This is a genomic window from Staphylococcus sp. KUGN1, from assembly GCF_045984185.1.
GTDB classification, from domain to species: Bacteria; Bacillota; Bacilli; order Staphylococcales; family Staphylococcaceae; genus Staphylococcus; species Staphylococcus warneri_A.
In genome coordinates this window covers 403,708-422,714 of the sequence record NZ_JBJQIL010000002.1, presented here as the reverse complement: position 1 = coordinate 422,714, position 19,007 = coordinate 403,708, and the positions used below count along the sequence as shown (strand labels likewise).

At 33.0% G+C, this 19,007-nt stretch carries 21 protein-coding genes; 12 read left to right on the top strand and 9 right to left on the bottom strand.

What is annotated here, in order from left to right; genetic code table 11:
* Window positions 1-509 (top strand): thiamine pyrophosphate-dependent enzyme (locus ACJQQZ_RS08505; protein ID WP_408023116.1); only part of this gene is annotated, 509 nt, incomplete at its 5' end.
* Between the two features lie 32 nt (window positions 510-541).
* Window positions 542-1,246: an acetolactate decarboxylase gene (budA, locus tag ACJQQZ_RS08500; RefSeq protein ID WP_408023115.1), complete on the top strand. Its 705-nt coding sequence runs from the start codon at window positions 542-544 to the stop codon at window positions 1,244-1,246.
* 65 nt (window positions 1,247-1,311) lie between these two features.
* On the opposite strand, the gene ACJQQZ_RS08495 is transcribed toward budA, so the two are convergent.
* On the bottom strand, window positions 1,312-2,169 hold the full coding sequence (locus tag ACJQQZ_RS08495) for an oxidoreductase (RefSeq protein ID WP_124228141.1): 858 nt from the start codon (window positions 2,167-2,169) through the stop codon (window positions 1,312-1,314).
* A 76-nt stretch (window positions 2,170-2,245) separates the two neighbouring features.
* On the opposite strand from ACJQQZ_RS08495, the gene panB reads away from it, so the two are divergent.
* The 7 genes from panB to ACJQQZ_RS08460 all read left to right on the top strand — a co-directional run bounded on the left by panB (window position 2,246) and on the right by ACJQQZ_RS08460 (window position 9,128).
* Window positions 2,246-3,064 (top strand): 3-methyl-2-oxobutanoate hydroxymethyltransferase, encoded by an 819-nt coding sequence (gene panB / locus ACJQQZ_RS08490; protein WP_124228142.1) that lies wholly within the window; start codon window positions 2,246-2,248, stop codon window positions 3,062-3,064.
* Window positions 3,057-3,908, top strand: a complete 852-nt coding sequence (panC, locus tag ACJQQZ_RS08485; protein ID WP_124228143.1) for a pantoate--beta-alanine ligase — start codon at window positions 3,057-3,059, stop codon at window positions 3,906-3,908. The genes panB and panC overlap by 8 nt, the downstream gene beginning before the upstream one ends.
* A 1-nt stretch (window position 3,909) precedes the next feature.
* Window positions 3,910-4,293, top strand: a complete 384-nt coding sequence (gene panD / locus ACJQQZ_RS08480; protein ID WP_002450178.1) for an aspartate 1-decarboxylase — start codon at window positions 3,910-3,912, stop codon at window positions 4,291-4,293.
* Window positions 4,294-4,451: 158 nt separating this feature from the next.
* Window positions 4,452-5,300 carry a zinc ribbon domain-containing protein gene (locus tag ACJQQZ_RS08475; RefSeq protein WP_242244684.1) on the top strand — a complete coding sequence of 283 codons (849 nt, stop codon included), beginning with the start codon at window positions 4,452-4,454 and terminating at the stop codon, window positions 5,298-5,300.
* Window positions 5,301-5,467: 167 nt separating this feature from the next.
* A complete protein-coding gene (locus ACJQQZ_RS08470; protein WP_261369320.1) occupies window positions 5,468-6,448 on the top strand; it encodes a TcaA second domain-containing protein in 981 nt (326 codons plus the stop codon).
* 248 nt (window positions 6,449-6,696) lie between these two features.
* Window positions 6,697-7,779: a zinc ribbon domain-containing protein gene (locus ACJQQZ_RS08465; protein WP_124228144.1), complete on the top strand. Its 1,083-nt coding sequence runs from the start codon at window positions 6,697-6,699 to the stop codon at window positions 7,777-7,779.
* A complete protein-coding gene (locus ACJQQZ_RS08460; protein WP_002450173.1) occupies window positions 7,779-9,128 on the top strand; it encodes a zinc ribbon domain-containing protein in 1,350 nt (449 codons plus the stop codon). Before ACJQQZ_RS08465 ends, ACJQQZ_RS08460 begins: the two co-directional genes overlap by 1 nt.
* A 92-nt stretch (window positions 9,129-9,220) precedes the next feature.
* Here ACJQQZ_RS08460 and ACJQQZ_RS08455 read toward each other — a convergent pair whose 3' ends face one another.
* A complete protein-coding gene (locus tag ACJQQZ_RS08455) occupies window positions 9,221-10,903 on the bottom strand; it encodes a CocE/NonD family hydrolase (protein WP_002450172.1) in 1,683 nt (560 codons plus the stop codon).
* Window positions 10,904-11,050: 147 nt separating this feature from the next.
* On the opposite strand from ACJQQZ_RS08455, the gene ACJQQZ_RS08450 reads away from it, so the two are divergent.
* Window positions 11,051-11,638 carry a TetR/AcrR family transcriptional regulator gene (locus tag ACJQQZ_RS08450; protein ID WP_049424029.1) on the top strand — a complete coding sequence of 196 codons (588 nt, stop codon included), beginning with the start codon at window positions 11,051-11,053 and terminating at the stop codon, window positions 11,636-11,638.
* Window positions 11,639-11,689: 51 nt separating this feature from the next.
* On the opposite strand, the gene ACJQQZ_RS08445 is transcribed toward ACJQQZ_RS08450, so the two are convergent.
* A complete protein-coding gene (locus ACJQQZ_RS08445; protein ID WP_002450170.1) occupies window positions 11,690-12,142 on the bottom strand; it encodes a VOC family protein in 453 nt (150 codons plus the stop codon).
* 257 nt (window positions 12,143-12,399) lie between these two features.
* On the opposite strand from ACJQQZ_RS08445, the gene ACJQQZ_RS08440 reads away from it, so the two are divergent.
* The gene (locus ACJQQZ_RS08440; RefSeq protein ID WP_398575065.1) at window positions 12,400-13,086 is read left to right on the top strand and encodes an epoxyqueuosine reductase QueH; all 687 of its coding nucleotides are present in this window, start codon (window positions 12,400-12,402) and stop codon (window positions 13,084-13,086) included.
* A gap of 52 nt (window positions 13,087-13,138) precedes the next feature.
* Here ACJQQZ_RS08440 and ACJQQZ_RS08435 read toward each other — a convergent pair whose 3' ends face one another.
* Both ACJQQZ_RS08435 and ACJQQZ_RS08430 read right to left on the bottom strand, forming a co-directional pair.
* Entirely contained in the window at window positions 13,139-13,423 is a 285-nt protein-coding gene (locus ACJQQZ_RS08435; protein ID WP_049424023.1) for a hypothetical protein, read from the bottom strand.
* Between the two features lie 86 nt (window positions 13,424-13,509).
* Complete coding sequence (locus ACJQQZ_RS08430; protein ID WP_002450167.1) at window positions 13,510-14,577, bottom strand: quinone-dependent dihydroorotate dehydrogenase; 1,068 nt, start codon at window positions 14,575-14,577, stop codon at window positions 13,510-13,512.
* A gap of 237 nt (window positions 14,578-14,814) precedes the next feature.
* Here ACJQQZ_RS08430 and ACJQQZ_RS08425 point away from each other — a divergent pair, with 237 nt between their 5' ends.
* Complete coding sequence (locus tag ACJQQZ_RS08425; protein WP_124228147.1) at window positions 14,815-15,672, top strand: fructosamine kinase family protein; 858 nt, start codon at window positions 14,815-14,817, stop codon at window positions 15,670-15,672.
* Window positions 15,673-15,721: 49 nt separating this feature from the next.
* Here ACJQQZ_RS08425 and ACJQQZ_RS08420 read toward each other — a convergent pair whose 3' ends face one another.
* The 4 genes from ACJQQZ_RS08420 to ACJQQZ_RS08405 all read right to left on the bottom strand — a co-directional run bounded on the left by ACJQQZ_RS08420 (window position 15,722) and on the right by ACJQQZ_RS08405 (window position 18,928).
* Window positions 15,722-16,555: an alpha/beta hydrolase gene (locus ACJQQZ_RS08420; protein WP_075778497.1), complete on the bottom strand. Its 834-nt coding sequence runs from the start codon at window positions 16,553-16,555 to the stop codon at window positions 15,722-15,724.
* Window positions 16,556-16,598: 43 nt separating this feature from the next.
* A complete protein-coding gene (locus tag ACJQQZ_RS08415; RefSeq protein ID WP_107532316.1) occupies window positions 16,599-17,600 on the bottom strand; it encodes an amidohydrolase family protein in 1,002 nt (333 codons plus the stop codon).
* 67 nt (window positions 17,601-17,667) lie between these two features.
* Entirely contained in the window at window positions 17,668-18,372 is a 705-nt protein-coding gene (locus ACJQQZ_RS08410) for an SDR family NAD(P)-dependent oxidoreductase (protein WP_124228150.1), read from the bottom strand.
* Window positions 18,373-18,376: 4 nt separating this feature from the next.
* On the bottom strand, window positions 18,377-18,928 hold the full coding sequence (locus tag ACJQQZ_RS08405; RefSeq protein WP_002450162.1) for a TetR/AcrR family transcriptional regulator: 552 nt from the start codon (window positions 18,926-18,928) through the stop codon (window positions 18,377-18,379).
* Window positions 18,929-19,007 lie beyond the last annotated feature (79 nt).

The window sequence follows — 19,007 nt, the reverse complement described above, 5'->3', positions numbered from 1 at the left end:
CCGTTGATGTCGGAAGTCATTATATTTGGATGGCACGTAAATTCAGAAGTTATAATCCGAGACATTTGTTATTTAGTAATGGTATGCAAACGTTAGGTGTTGCATTACCTTGGGCGATTTCAGCAGCGCTAGTACGTCCAAATACACAAGTTGTCTCAGTAGCTGGTGATGGTGGATTTCTATTTTCAGCACAGGATTTAGAAACAGCTGTTCGAAAGAATCTAAATATCATACAATTAATTTGGAATGATGGTAAGTATAATATGGTTGAGTTCCAAGAAGAAATGAAATACGAACGTTCATCAGGTGTAGATTTTGGTTCAGTTGATTACGTGAAATATGCAGAAGCTTTTGGTGCGAAAGGAATGCGTGTAACAAATCAAGAAGAATTAGAAAATGCGATTAAAAAAGGTTATGAAATTCAAGGACCTGTAGTCATTGATATACCTGTAAATTATAAAGATAATGTAAAACTTTCAACCAATATGTTGCCTGATGCATTTAATTAATAATCAAATAGTAATTGAGGAGTGAAGCTTTTATGACTAATATCTTATATCAACACGGTACATTAGGAACATTGATGGCAGGACTATTAAAGGGTACCGCCTCAATTAATGAAATATTAAAACATGGAGATTTAGGTATTGCGACTTTAACGGGATCGAATGGAGAAGTGATATTTGTGGATGGTAAGGCTTACCATGCTAATGAACATAAAGATTTTATTGAATTAAAAGGTGATGAATTAACACCTTATGCGACAGTGACGAAATTCAAGGCAGATACAACATACCAAACTAAAGATAAATCATCTGAAGACGTTTTTGACGAAGTTAAAGAAAACATGTTGAGTGAAAACTTATTTTCAGCTGTTAAAATTTCTGGAGTATTCAAAAAAATGCACGTTCGCATGATGCCTGGACAAGAGCCGCCATACACACGATTAATTGATTCGGCACGCAGACAACCTGAACAAACTGAGACGTATGTTAAAGGAACTGTTGTTGGTTTCTTCACACCGGAACTTTTCCATGGTGTAGGTTCAGCAGGATTCCATGTGCACTTTGCGAATGATGATCGTAACTTCGGCGGCCATGTGCTAGACTTTGAAATAGAAGATGTTAAAGTTGAAATTCAGAACTTCGAAACATTCGAACAACATTTCCCAATTAATGATGAAATCTTTAATAAGACGGATATTGATTATAAAGATATTGCTGAAGAAATAAGAGAAGCCGAATAACTATAAATGAAGCCTGAGGTAAGTCATGTCTTGCCTCAGGCTTTGTTACGTTATTAGAAATATCATTAAAATTGAGATTGATAAGCCGATAAAAATGCATATACCGTATCAAGGTAAGGTGTCGTTATATGATATTCTTGAGCCTTCTTATAAATGTATCCTTGTATAGACTCCATTTCTAAAGGTCTTCCAGATGTGATATCATAGTACATACTTGTTCCCATCTGATCAGGATACCCCTCATATATTGTCATAATAGAGTCGAGTGTGTTTACATCAAAATTGAGTCCCTCAGCACGAGCTACGGAAATCCCCTCTGAAATGATGCCACGACAAATATTCCGAATATGTGATGATCGTAATAATTTAGCAGTATCTCGGCCCAATGCAGTAATTGAATTGATCCCCAAATTAACTAATAGTTTATACCATATCTTTTCTTCTATATTCTCTTCGAGTATGATTTCAATATTCGTTTGGTTGGTTAACTTTTGTAATTTTCGAGTCCTTGGTGTATCTTTCAAGTGAAGGCGATAGTCTCTAAAATGAGTGACGTCATTGTTATTTTTTTGACCACTGATATACACAACGGCCTGATATGAATTTGGAAAAGGTATGCGCTCTAATTGTCCATAGCCATTTTGAGCGAGAATGATGATCGTCTCTTCATGGATAATAGGTGATAATTGAGTAATGACTGTTTCTAATTGATATGTTTTAACCACAATAAATACAATATCAAGTGGTTGTGTTATATCTTGATAAGGCGTTACAGAGATTGTTTTAGATTGATGTCCATTTTCTGGGAAATAATTTAATGTGTTTTTTTGCTTTCCAATAAGTAAAGTGTCAGGATATGCTTGCTGTAATTCAATAGCAATCGTTGTTCCAACGGCACCTGGGCCAATAACACCAATTGTCATAATATTATTCTTTCCTTTCTGGGATAGATTCATTATACTATTGCTTAATAATATAGGAAATTGAGGATGAATTGAATTGAAAACTATAGCTCAGTTAGTAGAAATGAAAGAACAAAGCAATAAAATTTCAATGGTTACTGCTTATGATTTTCCTAGTGCAAAGCAAGCACAACAAGCAGATATAGATATGATTTTAGTAGGAGATTCCTTAGGAATGACTGTGTTAGGTTATGAAAGTACAGTTCAAGTTACAATAGACGATATGATTCATCATGGTAAAGCGGTTCGACGTGGTGCATCTGATACATTTGTAGTCGTAGATATGCCTATTGGTGCGGTGGGGATTAGTGATGAATTAGATTTGAAAAATGCATTAACGTTATATCAACAAACAGAAGCAAACGCGATTAAAGCAGAAGGTGCACATTTAACTGCATTTATTCGAAAAGCTACTCAAATAGGTATTCCTGTTGTGGCACATTTAGGATTAACACCGCAAAGTGTTGGTGTTATGGGATACAAATTGCAAGGTAGTACCAAAGAAGCGGCATTACAATTAATTGAGGACGCGCATCATGTAGAAGAAGCTGGTGCAATTGCGCTTGTGCTCGAAGCAATTCCTAGTGATCTGGCACAAGAAATTAGCCAACAATTATCAATTCCAGTTATAGGCATTGGTGCAGGTAAAGATACTGACGGACAAGTATTGGTTTATCATGATATGTTAAATTATGGTGTCGATCGACATGCCAAATTTGTTAAGCAATATAGTGATTTTTCAATAGGTATTAATGGTTTAAAACAATATAATGAAGAAGTAAAATCAGGCGCATTTCCATCCGAAGCACACACGTATAAGAAAAAAATTATGAGCGAGGTAAATAAAAATGACTAAAGTGATTACAACGGTAAGTGAAATGCAAAGTATTGCTAAAGAATACAAGAGACATGGTCAAACGATTGGTTTTGTACCAACGATGGGTGCATTACATGAAGGGCATTTAAAAATGATGGAATTATCATCAGAATTTAACGATATCACTGTAGTTAGTATATTTGTTAATCCTTTACAATTCGGTCCAAATGAAGACTTCGATGCATATCCACGTCAAATTAATAAAGATGTTGAAATGATGGAAGAAATTGATGTAGATTATGTATTTTATCCAAGTGTAGAAGAAATGTACCCTGATGAACTAGGTGTAACATTGAAGGTGGGTAAATTAGCTCATGTATTAGAAGGTGCACAACGATCAGGACATTTTGAAGGTGTCGTAACAGTAGTAAATAAATTATTTAATATTATTAGTCCAGACTATGCTTACTTTGGTAAAAAGGATGCACAACAATTGGCCATCGTTGAAAAAATGGTTAAAGACTTCAATCACCCAATTGAAATCATTGGCGTTGACATCGTTCGTGAAAAAGATGGATTAGCTAAAAGCTCACGAAATGTATATTTAACAGAAGAAGAACGTCAGGAAGCCGTTCATTTAAGTAAAAGTTTGAAATTAGCACGTGATTTATATAATAATGGTGAACGCAATAGTTCTGTTATTATAGATGAAATTACACAGTACTTATTAGATTATACAAGTGGTCAAGTTGATGAAGTTGCCATTTATAGTTACCCAGAATTAGAAGAGCAATCTAAAATTCAAGGCCAAATCTTTATTTCATTAGCTGTTAAATTTTCTAAAGCACGTTTGATAGATAATATAATAATTGGAGCTGAATAAGTTGATTAGAACAATGATGAATTCTAAAATTCATAGAGCAAGAGTGACAGAATCCAACTTGAATTATGTTGGAAGTATCACGATTGATTCTGACATTTTAGATGCCGTTGATATACTGCCAAATGAGAAAGTAGCCATCGTCAACAATAATAATGGTGCACGTTTTGAAACATATGTCATCGCTGGTGAAAGAGGTAGTGGCAAAATTTGTTTAAATGGTGCCGCTGCAAGATTAGTTGAAGTAGAAGATATAGTTATAATTATGACTTATGCACAATTAAATGAAGAAGAATTGAAGTATCATGCACCTAAAGTAGCAGTATTGAATGAACATAATGAAATCATTGAGATGATACATGAAAAAGAGAATACGATTGTGTTATAAGTTGTATCATTCGATATAAAATGAAGTCCTAATTCATCACGAGAAGTGGTTGATTAGGACTTTTAATTTTTATTAAATAAAATAAAAATAATATAGAATAGGGCGGTTAAATGGGATATAATTTATCTAAGTAAATATAGCAGAGGAATTGAATAGACATGAAATGTCCAAATTGTGGTCAGAATTATCAACAAGAAGATCAATGTTGTGGTCATTGCGGATACAAATTAACGCGTCAAAATGATCATACAACAACTAGTACAACAGCATCTACAATAAAAGAGACACAACAACATTCTACTAAAACTAACGATGACAATGTGAAAAGTAGAAGAGATAACGAAAACTTTAAACAAGGTACAACATCACACCAAACAAAGAGAAAGTTATCTACACTAGGTGAAAACGATGCGCATTTTGAAGAAGTAATGAAAGATAAAACGGCGTCTTTTGAACATAAAATGAAAGATTTAACAGACGAAAGTAAACAGTTTTTTAACCATGTGTTTAAATCATCAGACCAAAGCGATGTGATATATAGTTATCGATTATTAGTGACGTTAATATGTGCTGGATTACTTTTAAGTACATTATTAATCATCATTCTAGCATCTGATATATTTTTATTATTTCCAGAAAGTTCACCATTTAAAGCTATTTTTTATATGTTAATGATCATCCTAGGTAGTTTAGCTTTATCAGTTACTATTTTATATTGCATCGTGAAATGTACTTTAACAACGACGATAGAATTTCATAAGGTTTTTTCAGATTATGTTGTTATTAACACTTTCTCAGTTTTAGCATTATTAATTGGATTAGTATTAGCCATTTTATCTATCTTTAAATTAGCATTGATTATCATGCTATTAGCATTTGTGCTATTATATATCATCTCACCAACGTACATGTTAGTGAAATATAGTGGTATCTATCCTACAAAATTTGCGAGTATTTATGGTATTATCATTTACCAATTTGTCTTGATGGTCATCGTTTATTTATAGGGCATATGATTATACAACAATTAATTAATGATTACTTGATGAAACTGTTTGGTAGTGGTTTTAGTGGTTTATTGTAACAGATGTGGTATGCCTAAACATTACTATCTCACTCAATATTGTCCATCTTATTATTCAAAAGGCATTAATAAAAACATGACAAAAATCATTTGCATCAAATACATGCAGCACATACGTCGCATAGATACCGATTTCGTAAACCACGTAAACCATTGTTTTTGATTGTGGTTTTACTGATGATTATGGTCATTATATTAGTAAGTTGGATATACTATTTTAGATATGAAAATTCAGCAGACAAAAGAATTCAAGCATTTTCAGAGGCAATGAGATATAAGGATAAAGAGCAATTAACATCATTAGTGACCTCAAATCATCAACCATTGACAGATGAGGAAGCGGTGGCATATTTTGCTTTAATCCAAACAATGGGTGGATCCGATAGATATATGAAACAAATCAAATCAGCCATCCATCAGTTAGATCAGAATGAAGCTACATCAAAAGATATCAACATTGATGGTGTGACGTTTTTAACGATCAATAAGAAAACGCAATTATATGGTTATATCAAAGAATTTCAATTTGAAATACCCCAATTTCGTTTTATATTAGATGATAAAGATAATGGTGAATTAACATATCAATTAAATGATAAAAAGCATGAAATACGTTTAGTAAAAGGTCATATTGTGAGTCTTGAAGCAGTACCTTTAGGAGAATACAAATTAAAAGCGACTAAAAAAGTGGGTAACCGTACTTACGACGGTCATGTCGTATTAAGTTTAAAGCAGTACGGCACGATGGCTAAAGAAGACTTTAGTGAAAAGCGATTTAAAGTGACGACTAAAAATAGTTATATGTTTAAGAAAGTAGAGTTAGTATTAAACGATAAACATGTAGGAAGAGTCAAAGATTATATCACCTATGGCCCTTATAGCGGAGAAGAAGATTTACTTGTATATGGAGTAGGGTATATAGGAAATCAATCATTCAAATCAAATGAAGTAAATGTACCATCCATTAATAGCGATGAAAGTCCTGTTAATGTCGTACTTAAATTTAATGAGTCGGAAATCTTTAGTCAGACTCGAACTAAAGATAATCATGGTATGACAAAAAATAAATGATATTTATCTTAAGGAGAAAGCGTACAGTACTTCTCTTTTTTTTGTTGGTTTAATATTGATGATAGTTATTTTATTAGATATTAAAATAAAAAATTTTAGTAAATATAAGTTTAAAGGTAATTGACCTATCTAAAAATATAACTAACTTTAATAAAGAATTTTATAAATATTTCAAAAATCGATAGAAAACAACATAAATATAATGTTATACTTTGCAAAGATTAAAAATAGAAATTGGGGGTAACATTATGAAATGTCCAAATTGTGGTCATCAAGTCGAACAAGATGACGTTTTTTGTGGGGAATGTGGTACTAAATTAGAACGTCAATCAAAATCAGTCACAGCTGCTGAAAATGATATTCAAAAAGCAGATTCTAATTCACAGTCTCATCATTCAACACACGCATCTAGTCAACACGCAATCAACTCAAATAGCAATGCCTCATACGAGCAATCACAATCTATGAACCAAGGTGCGCCATCTAATTCAATGAATCAACAAAATGCATCTACCGAAAATAGTTCAAATTCAAACTTCAATCACAGTCAGCATCAACAAGCACAAAACAATACTAATCAACAGCAATTCCAAAACCAACAGTATCAGCAACAAAATCAACAATTCCAAAATCAACAATTCCAACAACAACCACATGGTTATCAAAAACAACCTAATCAATTTAGTGAACAAGCTAAAGAGGTTACAGCTGAAAGTAAAGGCTTTTTCAAAAGTGCTTTTGTAGATCCAGACAGAGAAATTAAAAGTATACATACATTTAGTTTCAAATTATTAGGATCACTATTAGCAATTGGATTAATTTTAATAGCAATTATTTTATTCTTAGCTATTCCTGAAGAAGTATCTTTATTTACTTCAGAAGCTAAAATTGTTTTTTCTATCATTTTTAGCTTAATTATTTTATTAGCTGCAATTGTAGGTGCAACGTTTGGTATTACTAGATTAGTTGTAGTCCAAGCAATACCATTTAAAAAAGTGCTTTCAGATTTTGTATTTATAAATAGTGTAACAGTGGCAACATTATTATTATCAATCATTTTATTAATTATGGAAGCATATACGTTTGGTACGGTTATTCTTATCTTATCATTCGTTATACTTGTCACTTCAGGTGTTTATTTAATTGCCAAATATAGTGGCATTAATCATACAAGATTTTCAAGCTTTTACGGTATGATTATTTATTTAATTGTTATTTTCATTTTAATGAGAATATTTGGTGAGGTAACATTCTCAAGTATCTTAGAAACATTCAATGAAACGAAAGATTCATTATTTAATAGCTTATTTGGTGGGGGTAGTACGTATTAATGAAATATTGTAGTAATTGTGGTAACCCTTTACGCCCAGATGTAAAGATATGTACGAATTGTGGTGCACCAGTTAATGGATCATCAAATGCAACACAATCAACTCAAAGTCAAGGAAACGCACAACGACAACAAAGTTATAATAATGCGAATATGCATCAACAGTATCAACCACAACCCAAAAAAAGTAAGAAAAAGGTTATTTTTATTGTTTTAATTATTGCGGTTGTATTGGCGATGTTAATTGCCATTTTTGCAATCCTGAAACATCAATTTTCACCTGAAAGTCAAGCAGATAATATCGCACATGCAGTGAAAAAAGATGATGCTAAAGGTTTAGCAAAACAAGTAACATCAGATAATCATAAATTGAGTGAAGAAGAAGCAAGAGCATATTTAAATTACATTAAAGCTGAAGACGACTTAACTAACGTTGCGAATCAAATTAAAAATAATACTAAAGAAATCAAGCAAGGTAAGTATAATAGTTTATCAGTCAATGCGAATGATAATAATGTGTTGAATATAGAGAAGAATGGTAAAAAATATTTATTCTTCGATAAGTACAACTTTAATATTCCGCAACATACGGTATCTATTTATCCTAATGATAGTGGTGATATCACTTATACATTTAATGGTGAGAAACATCATATTTCTGTTGAAAAAGAAGAAGAAAAAACGTTAGGTGCATTCCCAGTTGGTGATTATAATCTAAAAGCATCTAAGAAAATGGGTGGCAAAACGTTTAATGGTGCGCTTGATATTACTATGAGTGAAGATGAAGCTACTGCCAAGGAATCATTTAAACAAAAACGTTTCACTGTAACAACTGAAGGCGGTTCGATGTTAGATGATATTAAAATCTATGTGAACGATAAAAATTCAGGAGATGAATCAAAAACATATGGTCCTTATGATCCTGATGAAGAGGTAATTGTTTATGCCCAAGGTACATTAGATGGTCAATCATTTAAATCAAGTTCAGTGAATGTTTCAAGTGCAAGTAATGAAGATGATGGCGTATCGGAAGTCACATTGAAATTTGATGAAGACGCGATTGATGACGCATATGATAAGAAAATGGATGAAGACGATGATAGTGACAGTAGCGATTCAGGTGAAGTTACAAGAAGTAATGTTATCGATAAAGTAGAATCATATGAAGGTCATAAATTAGATACAGATACGTATACGTATAAAGAACCAGAAAAAACGGATGACGGTAAATGGGGATTCTCATTTGAAGATAAAGATGGAGACTTAGCTGGGTCATATACAGTAGACACAGATGATGGTTACGTAACAGAATATGATGAAGACGGCGAAAAAGTAGGTTCAGGCTACTAAGATAACCATACTTTATAGATCATTTTAAATTGATTACTCAAACTAAAAATAAGAAGGGCCACTCATCAGAGTGGTCCTTCTTAAATATACCATTATTTTGTAACTGGAATGATCAGTTGAGAATCATATTGGCCACCTGTATGAATGTGATGAAGTCCTTTATTAACGCGTTCTTCATGTTCATAGCGTGTTTTCATACCAGGTGTACTATTACCTTTAACAATTTCACTACCTTTGACAACAACGACTAGTGTTTCACCTTGTTTGAAACGTGTGCCAGATGGTAATAATTCGATTTCAACAGGAACAATGTCTCCTTTATTAAGTTTGAGCTCTTGTTCATGTTTATGCCAAGGTTGAGCGATAGTTGATTTGTCTTGGTCTAACTCACGATGAGATGCACGTAACCAACCTGTAGCTACTTGACCTTGTTCAATATGGTTGAAGTCTGGGAAGTGCACTTCGTTACCACGACGATCTAGTTTTTTAATACCTGCGAATAAGTCCATATCGTCTGCATCATCTGTACTTACCCAAAGTTTTAAGTTCATATTTCCTACTAATTCTGTGTCATGATCGAATGTATAGCTAAAGCGTACATCATCTTGTTCATTTTCAGAATCGTATTGAGTTGAACTTTCTTCATTGACAGCATTTTGATTTAAAGTTAAGTCTTTAGCATTTAGATATAAAGGTGTGTAGTTCGTATTTGGTAGTGGGAATGCTGTTGCTGTTTTGAATTCACCTTTATAGAATTGATCTCTTACTTCATAAGTGACAGTTGGTGTTTCTTTCCAATCATTATCTTCTTCTTTAAGGTAATAATCGAAGAATGCTTTTTGGCGTTCAAGGTTTTCACGAGCATAATAACTTTCCCATTCTTTACGACCATGGATATATAACCATTTGTCTTCTGAACTTGCTTGTTTAAACCCTTCAAATGAACCACGATTGTGTAAACCTTGTGTTGACCAACTTGCACAAGCTAATAATGGTGTTTTAATTTGATGTAATGGTGCTTGACGTTGTTTCCAATAATCATCGAATAATGGATGGTCTTTTTGAGCTTGAATTAAATCTTCAATGTTTGGATTATCAGTCCATCTCGCAAAAATACCTTGAATCCAGAAACGGAAGAAACCTGTATCAGGAATACCACCATGGAAGGCTACTTCACGGTACATATCATTGAGTCCTTCCCAAGGAATCATTGCTTTTAAATGAGGGGGATTTAATGAAGCAACCCACCATTGTGTAACAGCTAGGTAAGAGACACCATTGGTACCTACATTACCATTACTCCATTCTTGTTGTGCAGCCCATTCGATGACTTCGTAGTAGTCTTCAGCTTCACGTTTTGACCAAGGTGATAGCACACCATTTGATTTAGAGCTACCTCTTAAAGCAAGTTTAACTACTACATAATCTTGAGGTACCCAGAAACCTGGATCTGGTGATTCTTCAGGTGTAAAACTAGAAGTTGGAATAGGACCTAAAGTAGGCCATTGCGCCCCCATATTAGTAATTTTAGGTTTATTATCTTTACCATAAGTGTCGGCTGACATGACAACGGGGAATTGTCCTTCTTTATTCGGACGGAAAATATTGACGTATAATTTTTCGCCATCTTTCATTTCTACAGCCACATCTTTTTCCATAATCATTTCTTGATTACCGAATTGTACACTATCTACAACGATATGATTAAGACCTTCTTTAACATCGTTAACATCTGTAACAGTTAATTGAGGATTACCTAATAAATTTCTTGTCATATGAATCACCCTTTTTAGTTAATTTTCTTTACACTTTTATCGTAAAGGGTTAAGTAGATAATTCCAATCATCAATGTAGATGATTTGTATGTTAACCAACAAACCCCTTATAATTGTTGGAAAGTAAGCTATTAAGGAAGTGACATAATGCCACAAGACCGACGTGTTAGAAAATCACAAGCAGCAATTAGACATGCATTTATCGATTTGCTTCATAAATATGAATTAGAACAAATCACGGTTCAACAAATATCAGATTTGGCAGATGTGAATCGAAGTACTTTTTATACTCATTACATAGATAAATATGATTTATTAGAAAAATTGGAAGATGAACAGGTAGAAATTATTAGAACGTTTATTGAAGAGGGAGATGTATATAAGAATCAAACATTCTCTACTGAAAGTATCCGTACGATTATGGAATTTTTAATAGGTAATATAGAAAAGAATATGGAATTTTATCAATTAATGTTTACGATGGGGAAAGATTCAAATTTACATGAAAAGTTATATGAATTAATCACAGGTCATCTAAATCATTTTAAAAATGAAAATAATAAAATAGGAGATATCCCATTTTCTTATTTTATGAGTTATGTATCAGGTGCTGGATTATCATTTATACGACATTGGGTAGAGGATCCTAATCGCATTGCTAAAGATGATTTAATACAGTATTTTTACGATATTGTTAATAATGGGCCGGCTACGATAATTAGAAGAACAGAATAAAAATAAAAGGTTGGGACACAAACTTTATGTGTCTCAACCTTATTGTATTAATTATGATTGTGGAATAGCGTTGTAATCTTGACCGTGTAACATCCATCTTACGCCGTATTTATCTGTAAATACGCCCATCTTACCGCCCCAGAATTGCTCTGATAATGGTAATTCAACGTCGATAGAATCATGGTCTTTAATTTTATCATAGAAAGTTTCTACTCTTTCTACATCAGCTTGATCATTAATATCAAAATCAATTAATAATGAAATGCCGTTATTGATAGGTTGGATTCGGCTAAATGAATCCGCGCCTAAGATTTTTACACCAATAATTTCAAATTCAGAGTGCATTGTCGCTTCTTTGGCTTGCTCTTTAGTCATACCAAAATGTTCAGCTTGGTCTTCGCCAACCTCTAAACGTTTAATATTTGTTGCACCAAAAACTTCTTCGTAATATTTAAGCGCTTCTTTCGTATTTGGAAAAGCTAAATATGGTGATAATTGAGTCATATGATACCCCTTGTTATTTTTTATTTTATTGCTAATCACATCATACAATGTTTTAGGTGAAAAGAATAGAATTATGTATGATTGGTTTATAAATAATGGAAGTTAGTCACAGTTTTTAATTATCTTATTTATATCGATATAGTAGTGAACTAGAAATGACTTTTTATGTATCATTTATTGTATAATATTCATAAATTATATTATGACATAAAAAGAAGGTGTTTCTTTTGATTGAAGCGGGCGAAATTTTAAAGAAAATGAAGAACCAAAAGGTCAATTATGACAAAGTTTTAAGAAAAATGATTCAACAATGGGAGGAAAACGGGGAACGACCTAAAATATTATTACATAGTTGTTGTGCACCTTGTAGTACCTATACCTTAGAATTTTTGACACAATATGCGGATATCGCGATATATTTTGCTAATCCCAATATTCATCCTAAGAGTGAATATTTAAGACGTGCTAAAGTTCAAGAAATGTTTGTAAATGACTTTAATGAAAAGACGGGGGCAAATGTAAAATATATTGAAGCAGTTTATCAACCACATGAATTTATGAAAATGGCTAAATCAAAAGGACTTACTGAAGAAAAAGAAGGTGGTCTACGATGTACAACTTGTTTTGAAATGAGACTTGAGATGGTTGCTGAAGCAGCGATTAAGTATGGTTATGATTACTTTGGTAGTGCAATCACATTGTCACCTAAGAAGAATGCGCAATTAATTAATCAACTTGGTATGGATGTTCAACAAATTTATAATATTAATTATTTACCCAGTGATTTCAAGAAAAATAAGGGCTATGAACGATCTATTGAAATGTGTAAAGATTATCATATTTTTAGACAGTGTTACTGTGGGTGTGTGTTTGCTGCAATGAAACAAGGTATTGATTTTAAAGCAATTAATAAAGAAGCCAATGCATTTTTACAGCAATTTTAAAAAAGACCCAGAGCAAAGGTGGTATATCCTTGACTCTGGGTCTTAATATTGATTAAATCATTCTATGAATGAAACGGACGATAGCCATAATAGCTATGACGAGCATTGCTGCAAAAGAAAAGAGTTTAAATCGTTTATTTTCTTTTTTAATTTCTTTGTCTTCATTTTGCATCATTTCTTGTAATTCACGTTCGATTTCTAAATCAAGATCTGTTTTTCGATAACCATTAAGGCCTTTTCTTTCATCTTCGTCATTTGAAGAATGTGATTTTTTATTCTCGGTTGTGTCTTGTTGTGTGGACTGATTCATTTCTTTATCTTTGATATCTTCTCGCATTGTATAATGCCTCCTATAATCATGACACATACTTTTAATGATTCATTTGATGTAAAGTCATTGATTCATCGTTAACTGCTTTTTAATTATTTTACATCTAATCCGATAATATCGCTAATATGATGATAACCATTTTGGTTTAAATATTGTACAATGTCTTTATTTATTTTCTTAGTTAATCCTGGACCTTCAATAACTAATGAAGAATATATTTGTAATAAAGAGGCACCATTGCGTAACATTTGGATAGCATCTTCAGCATTAAAGATACCGCCTGTACCAATAATTAAGAGTTCTCCTTTAGTTTCTTGATATGCTAATTTAACAAGTTTTAAATTACGTTCAAATAAAGGACGTCCGCTTAAACCACCCTCTTCAACACGGTTAGCTGATTTTAAACCATCACGTTTACGTGTCGTATTTGCAAGAATGACACCATCGAAATGTGTTTGAATGGTTGGTAATAGAGATTTCAAACCTTCTTCGTCCATATCAGACGTTAATTTTAAGAAAATAGGTACATTGATTTCATTGTTTGCTTTAAACGTTTCTAACGCATTGCATAACATTGAAAATTCATCTTTATCGTGAAAATTTTGTAAGTTTTCAGTATTAGGTGAGCTAATATTGACAGTAAAGAAATTAACATCATTTTTGAATGTATCAATAACTTTAATATAGTCTTGATAACGTTCGTCGTAAGAGGTCATTTTGTTGACCCCAACGTTTAGACCAATAGGTGTATGGTAAGCATAACGGCGTAGATGACTAAGTGCTTTGTTCATACCCATATTATTAAAGCCCATACGATTAATTAAGGCATCATCCTCTAATAAACGATACATACGAGGTTGTGGATTACCTGGTTGTGGCTTTGGTGTGATACCACCAAGTTCTAATGCACCGAAACCAAGATTTTCTAAAGCTTTAGGTACTTCGCAAGATTTGTCATAACCAGCTGCAAGACCGATTGGATTTTCAAATGTAATACCGCGGATATCTTGAGATAACATAGGATTTTGATAATCGAATAATTTTTTCATAATCGGTAATACATAGGATTGTTTTTGTGCAATTTTTAAGGCGTCGATAGTTAATCCGTGTGCTTTTTCAGGTTCAATTTTAAATAAAAGGGGTTTAATTAATTTATACATGTTAACGCTCCTAGTTCATTATATTTGAGGCTTACTATCCTCAACTTAATATATGTGAAACTTTTCCTTTTAATAGACTAGCATTTTCATTTACAATTTCCTAGTTAAATTATAAAAATTAAAAAAATAGACGAACTTTTATAATGTGGTCATACACATTGAGGGTGGCTTTAACGATTAAGCGATTGGAAATGAGGTAATATAATTAGTATTCAGTAGTATAGGGAAGGTGACGTCATGGCTATAGATTGGAAAGAGCATTTACCATTAGATTATATTAAAGAGATTACACCAGTCAGTGGTGGAGATGTGAATGAAGCATTTAAAGTAATAACACAACAAGATGATACGTTCTTCTTATTAGTACAACGTAACCGAGATGAATCATTTTATGCTGCAGAAATTGCAGGTCTGAATGAATTCGAAAATGCAGGTATTACTGCACCCAAAGTCATAGCAAGTGGAGAGATAAATGGGGATGCGTATTTAATTTTAAGTTATCTTGAGGAAGGGTCATCCGGCAGTCAAAAAGATTTGGGACAATTAGTTGCTAAAATGCATAGTCAACAACAAGAAGATGGCCAATTTGGATTCCGGTTACCACATGAAGGGGGCGATATTTCATTTGATAATTCATGGACGGACAACTGGAAAGACATTTTTATTTATCGCCGTATGGATCATATTCGAGATGAATTATTACGTAAACAACTATGGAATGAGGAAGATAATAAAGTATATGAACAGGTGAGAGCGGTTATGCTGGATGCATTAGACCAACACCAAAGTAAGCCATCGTTATTACATGGTGACTTATGGGGTGGTAATTATATGTTTTTATCAGATGATCGTCCAGCTTTATTTGATCCAGCACCATTGTACGGTGATCGTGAATTTGATTTAGGTATTACAACCGTATTTGGTGGTTTTACTCAAGAGTTTTATGATGAATATGAAAAGCATTATCCGTTAGCTAAGGGTGCGTATGAACGATTAGAATTCTATAGATTATATTTATTGATGATACATTTATTAAAATTCGGTGGAATGTATGCAAGCAGTGTTAATCGCTCAATGGAAACAATATTAGAGTAAAGAAAAGCACGCGTTGAATTATTTTTCAACGCGTGCTTTTTTAATCAGCTTATTTATGCCACATGTTTAATAATACTTCGGCAAAGCCTTCAGGTTTTTGTACATAACCTAAATGACCGCCAGGAATATCAACGATTGGTAAACCAATTTGTTCATTGATATAGAAGTTAACATCTTGTGGGAATGATTCTCTAGAGTCAGTACCATTTAGTAATGTGATTTGATCTTCATGTTTTTTAAAGTCATCTAAAGTAATATCTGAGTGTGTATATTGGCGAATTTCGTATTCAGACCAGAACATCACACGTTGATATTGTTCTTTTTGAGCTTCTTCTGTTTCTGCAGGTTGAGACATCATTTTAGCATCGATAGGTGCAATATTAAGTGTTTCAGCAAATGTTTTCATACCTTTTTCTAATCCTTCTGTAAGGATTTGGTTTACAATTTCATCATTTTTATCTTTCCAGTATTTACTATCTGGTAAGAATGTATTGATTGGTGGTTCGTGGAAAGCAATTTGTTTAACTACTTCTGGATGTTCTTTAAGTACATGCATAGCAACGATTGAACCAGAACTTGAGCCTAAAACATAGACGGGTTCATCGCTAAGTGATTGTGCTAATTCTGCAATATCTTTTGCGTCGCGTTTTACACGATAATTGTCGTCTGGATTTGCTGCTGATTCTGGTAGTGGTTCTGTTAACTCACTTTCACCATAGTCACGACGATCTACTGCAACTACAGTGAAGTGATCTTTTAATTGTTGTGCTAATGGCATAAAGATGTCGCCAGTTCCATTGGCACCTGGGATGAATATTAATACCGGACCTTGTCCAATTTGATGGTAGCGTAATTTAGCACCTTTTAATTCTATTGTATTCATATGAAATACCTCCATTGAGTTAAAGCATGATTTATCAGTCATATTATTCTAAGCCAAGTAATTTAGCGCCATTTCTATAACTTACTTTCTCTTTTTCTTCATCAGTTAAACCAAGTTCATCTAAAAATACGCCTAAACGTTCTGGTTCGATATAAGGGTAGTCTGCCGCATATAAAATTCGGTCAATCCCCATTTCCTTTTTAACTAAATCAAATTGTGGTTTAGTCAACATACCACTTGGCGTCATATAGAAATTATTTTTAAAGTAATAACTAACAGGGTGTTTTAAATGATCAGCAAATAAAGTTTCATCCATACGTTCTAAGAAGAATGGAATGAATTCACCCCAGTGTCCGATAATCATATTTAGATTAGGGTAACGGTCAAAGATACCTGATAGAACTAGATGGATCGCATGAATACCAACATCAATGTGCCAACCATAACCGAAACAAGCGAATGTAGCAGCAGTGATTTCTGGATAATTTCCTTTATAGTAAGCTTGGTATACATCACTATTTACGGGTGCGGGATGTAAATAAATAGGTACATTTAATTCTTCAGCAGTTGCAAAAATACCGTCAAATTGATCTTGATCTAAGAAACCATCTTTTGTACGACCCATAATGAGTGCACCTTTAAAGCCTAACTCATTGACACAACGCTTGAATTCTTCCACAGCTGCTTCAGGTTCATTAATCGGTAATGTCGCAAATCCTACAAAACGGTCTGGATATTGTTTGATATACTCAGCTAATTGATCATTAGCTTTTTTACATAAATCGATGGCTTTTTGACCTTCAAGATTAGAAGGTGCACCATTACCATATGATAATACTTGCATTTGTACATTTTGTTCATCCATGAATTTAATACGTTTATCATGATGAGAAATCTCATCAGCGTCAGTAAAACCTGATTTTTTCTCTAGTCCTTCTAACATGACTTTCATGGGTACACCATTTGGGTCAGCAGAAGCTTGACTCATTGTTTCTTTTTGAATGTCGTCTATCACATAATGTTCTTCGAAAGTAATACTTTTCATTTTAAATTCTCCATAATCGTGCGTTTCTATTTATATAGTGGGAATACTACTGATTAATGATTTGAAATTACCAAGGCATTTTGCCGTCGCCATTAATAAATGTACCAGTTGGTCCATTTGCATCAATTGTGGCTAATTCTACAATAGGTTTAATGCCTTCAGTTGCTGGTTTAGCATTATTGCTAAAATCACCAACTAAGTCTGTATTTGTAGAACCTGAATCTGCAGCATTAATTTGCATTTGAGGTAAACCTTTAGCGTATTGAACTGTTAGCATAGTGACAGCTGATTTAGAAGAACAATAAGCTAATGAATTAACATGGAATTCTTCTGATTCAGGATTGGTTACCATACCAAATGAACCTAAACCACTTGTTACATTAACAACGACAGGTTGTTCTGATTGTTCTAGTAAAGGAATGAATGTGTTCATCATTCTAACAATGCCGTATACGTTGGTTTGATAGACTTTATCTATATCATCAACAGTAATATCTGCAGGTTTGGCAAATTGTCCTGAGATACCAGCATTGTTAACAAGTACATCTAAGCGACCCTCTTGATCTTTAATAAAGTCGAAAGCATTTTGTACAGATGTCTCATCAGTAACATCTAATTGAACACTTTGTGCACCAATTTCTTTTGCTGCAACTTGACCACGTGATTCATTTCTAGAACCAATGTAGACTTTATGACCTTCATTGATCAATGCTTTAGCTGTTTCGAAACCTAAGCCTTTATTGCCACCTGTAATTAATGTAATTTTAGTCATGATATTACTCCTCTTTATCAAAATATAGTTTGATTATATAATCTCTGATTGTTTCATTTGATAGTCCGCGTTCGTCTTTTTGTAATTCGAAAGATTTAGTAGATAATGATTTCAATAACATATCTACTTTGAAAGTTGTCCATGTTGTACTTTTATTATTGCCAAGAATTTCACTATAAAACTTAAATAACTGTAAATAAATATCACTATGGTAAAAGTCATTTTTATCTGTTGTATCTTCAATACAATGAAGTAAATCACTGTTGATTGTTTTGAAATTTAAAAAGATATCAAGTGACTTTGCCATGACTGCTTTAGAATCGTGATGTTTTTCTTTCACTTCGTACATTTGGTTGATAATGTCAGTAAAGTCATGTTCGATAATCGTCGTACACAATGCGCTCTTATCCTTAAAATGACGATACAAAGTTCCCATTCCAATATTTAACTCTTTTGCGATGCGATTCATACTCACTTGTTGAACACCAAGTTGGTTAAAGAGTTCAATCGCTTTATTCTCTATGCGCTGCCGGTTCTCGAGGGCGTCTCGTCGCAAATACATCACCTTCTTAAAATAAGTTTGTTGACAAACGGATAACTATCCGTTTATTATAAAGCCTATCATATAAAAAGAC

Excerpts from the sequence above, each read along its gene's own strand:
- ACJQQZ_RS08415 (WP_107532316.1), bottom strand. The coding sequence starts at position 17,600 with ATGAAAAGTATTACTTTCGAAGAACATTATGTGATAGACGACATTCAA.
- ACJQQZ_RS08410 (WP_124228150.1), bottom strand. The coding sequence starts at position 18,372 with ATGACTAAAATTACATTAATTACAGGTGGCAATAAAGGCTTAGGTTTC.
- ACJQQZ_RS08475 (WP_242244684.1), top strand. The coding sequence starts at position 4,452 with ATGAAATGTCCAAATTGTGGTCAGAATTATCAACAAGAAGATCAATGT.
- ACJQQZ_RS08495 (WP_124228141.1), bottom strand. The coding sequence starts at position 2,169 with ATGACAATTGGTGTTATTGGCCCAGGTGCCGTTGGAACAACGATTGCT.
- ACJQQZ_RS08465 (WP_124228144.1), top strand. The coding sequence starts at position 6,697 with ATGAAATGTCCAAATTGTGGTCATCAAGTCGAACAAGATGACGTTTTT.
- ACJQQZ_RS08445 (WP_002450170.1), bottom strand. The coding sequence starts at position 12,142 with ATGACTCAATTATCACCATATTTAGCTTTTCCAAATACGAAAGAAGCG.
- ACJQQZ_RS08430 (WP_002450167.1), bottom strand. The coding sequence starts at position 14,577 with ATGTATAAATTAATTAAACCCCTTTTATTTAAAATTGAACCTGAAAAA.
- ACJQQZ_RS08450 (WP_049424029.1), top strand. The coding sequence starts at position 11,051 with ATGCCACAAGACCGACGTGTTAGAAAATCACAAGCAGCAATTAGACAT.
- ACJQQZ_RS08435 (WP_049424023.1), bottom strand. The coding sequence starts at position 13,423 with ATGCGAGAAGATATCAAAGATAAAGAAATGAATCAGTCCACACAACAA.
- ACJQQZ_RS08440 (WP_398575065.1), top strand. The coding sequence starts at position 12,400 with ATGAAGAACCAAAAGGTCAATTATGACAAAGTTTTAAGAAAAATGATT.
- ACJQQZ_RS08460 (WP_002450173.1), top strand. The coding sequence starts at position 7,779 with ATGAAATATTGTAGTAATTGTGGTAACCCTTTACGCCCAGATGTAAAG.
- ACJQQZ_RS08420 (WP_075778497.1), bottom strand. The coding sequence starts at position 16,555 with ATGAATACAATAGAATTAAAAGGTGCTAAATTACGCTACCATCAAATT.
- budA (WP_408023115.1), top strand. The coding sequence starts at position 542 with ATGACTAATATCTTATATCAACACGGTACATTAGGAACATTGATGGCA.
- panC (WP_124228143.1), top strand. The coding sequence starts at position 3,057 with ATGACTAAAGTGATTACAACGGTAAGTGAAATGCAAAGTATTGCTAAA.
- ACJQQZ_RS08455 (WP_002450172.1), bottom strand. The coding sequence starts at position 10,903 with ATGACAAGAAATTTATTAGGTAATCCTCAATTAACTGTTACAGATGTT.
- ACJQQZ_RS08425 (WP_124228147.1), top strand. The coding sequence starts at position 14,815 with ATGGCTATAGATTGGAAAGAGCATTTACCATTAGATTATATTAAAGAG.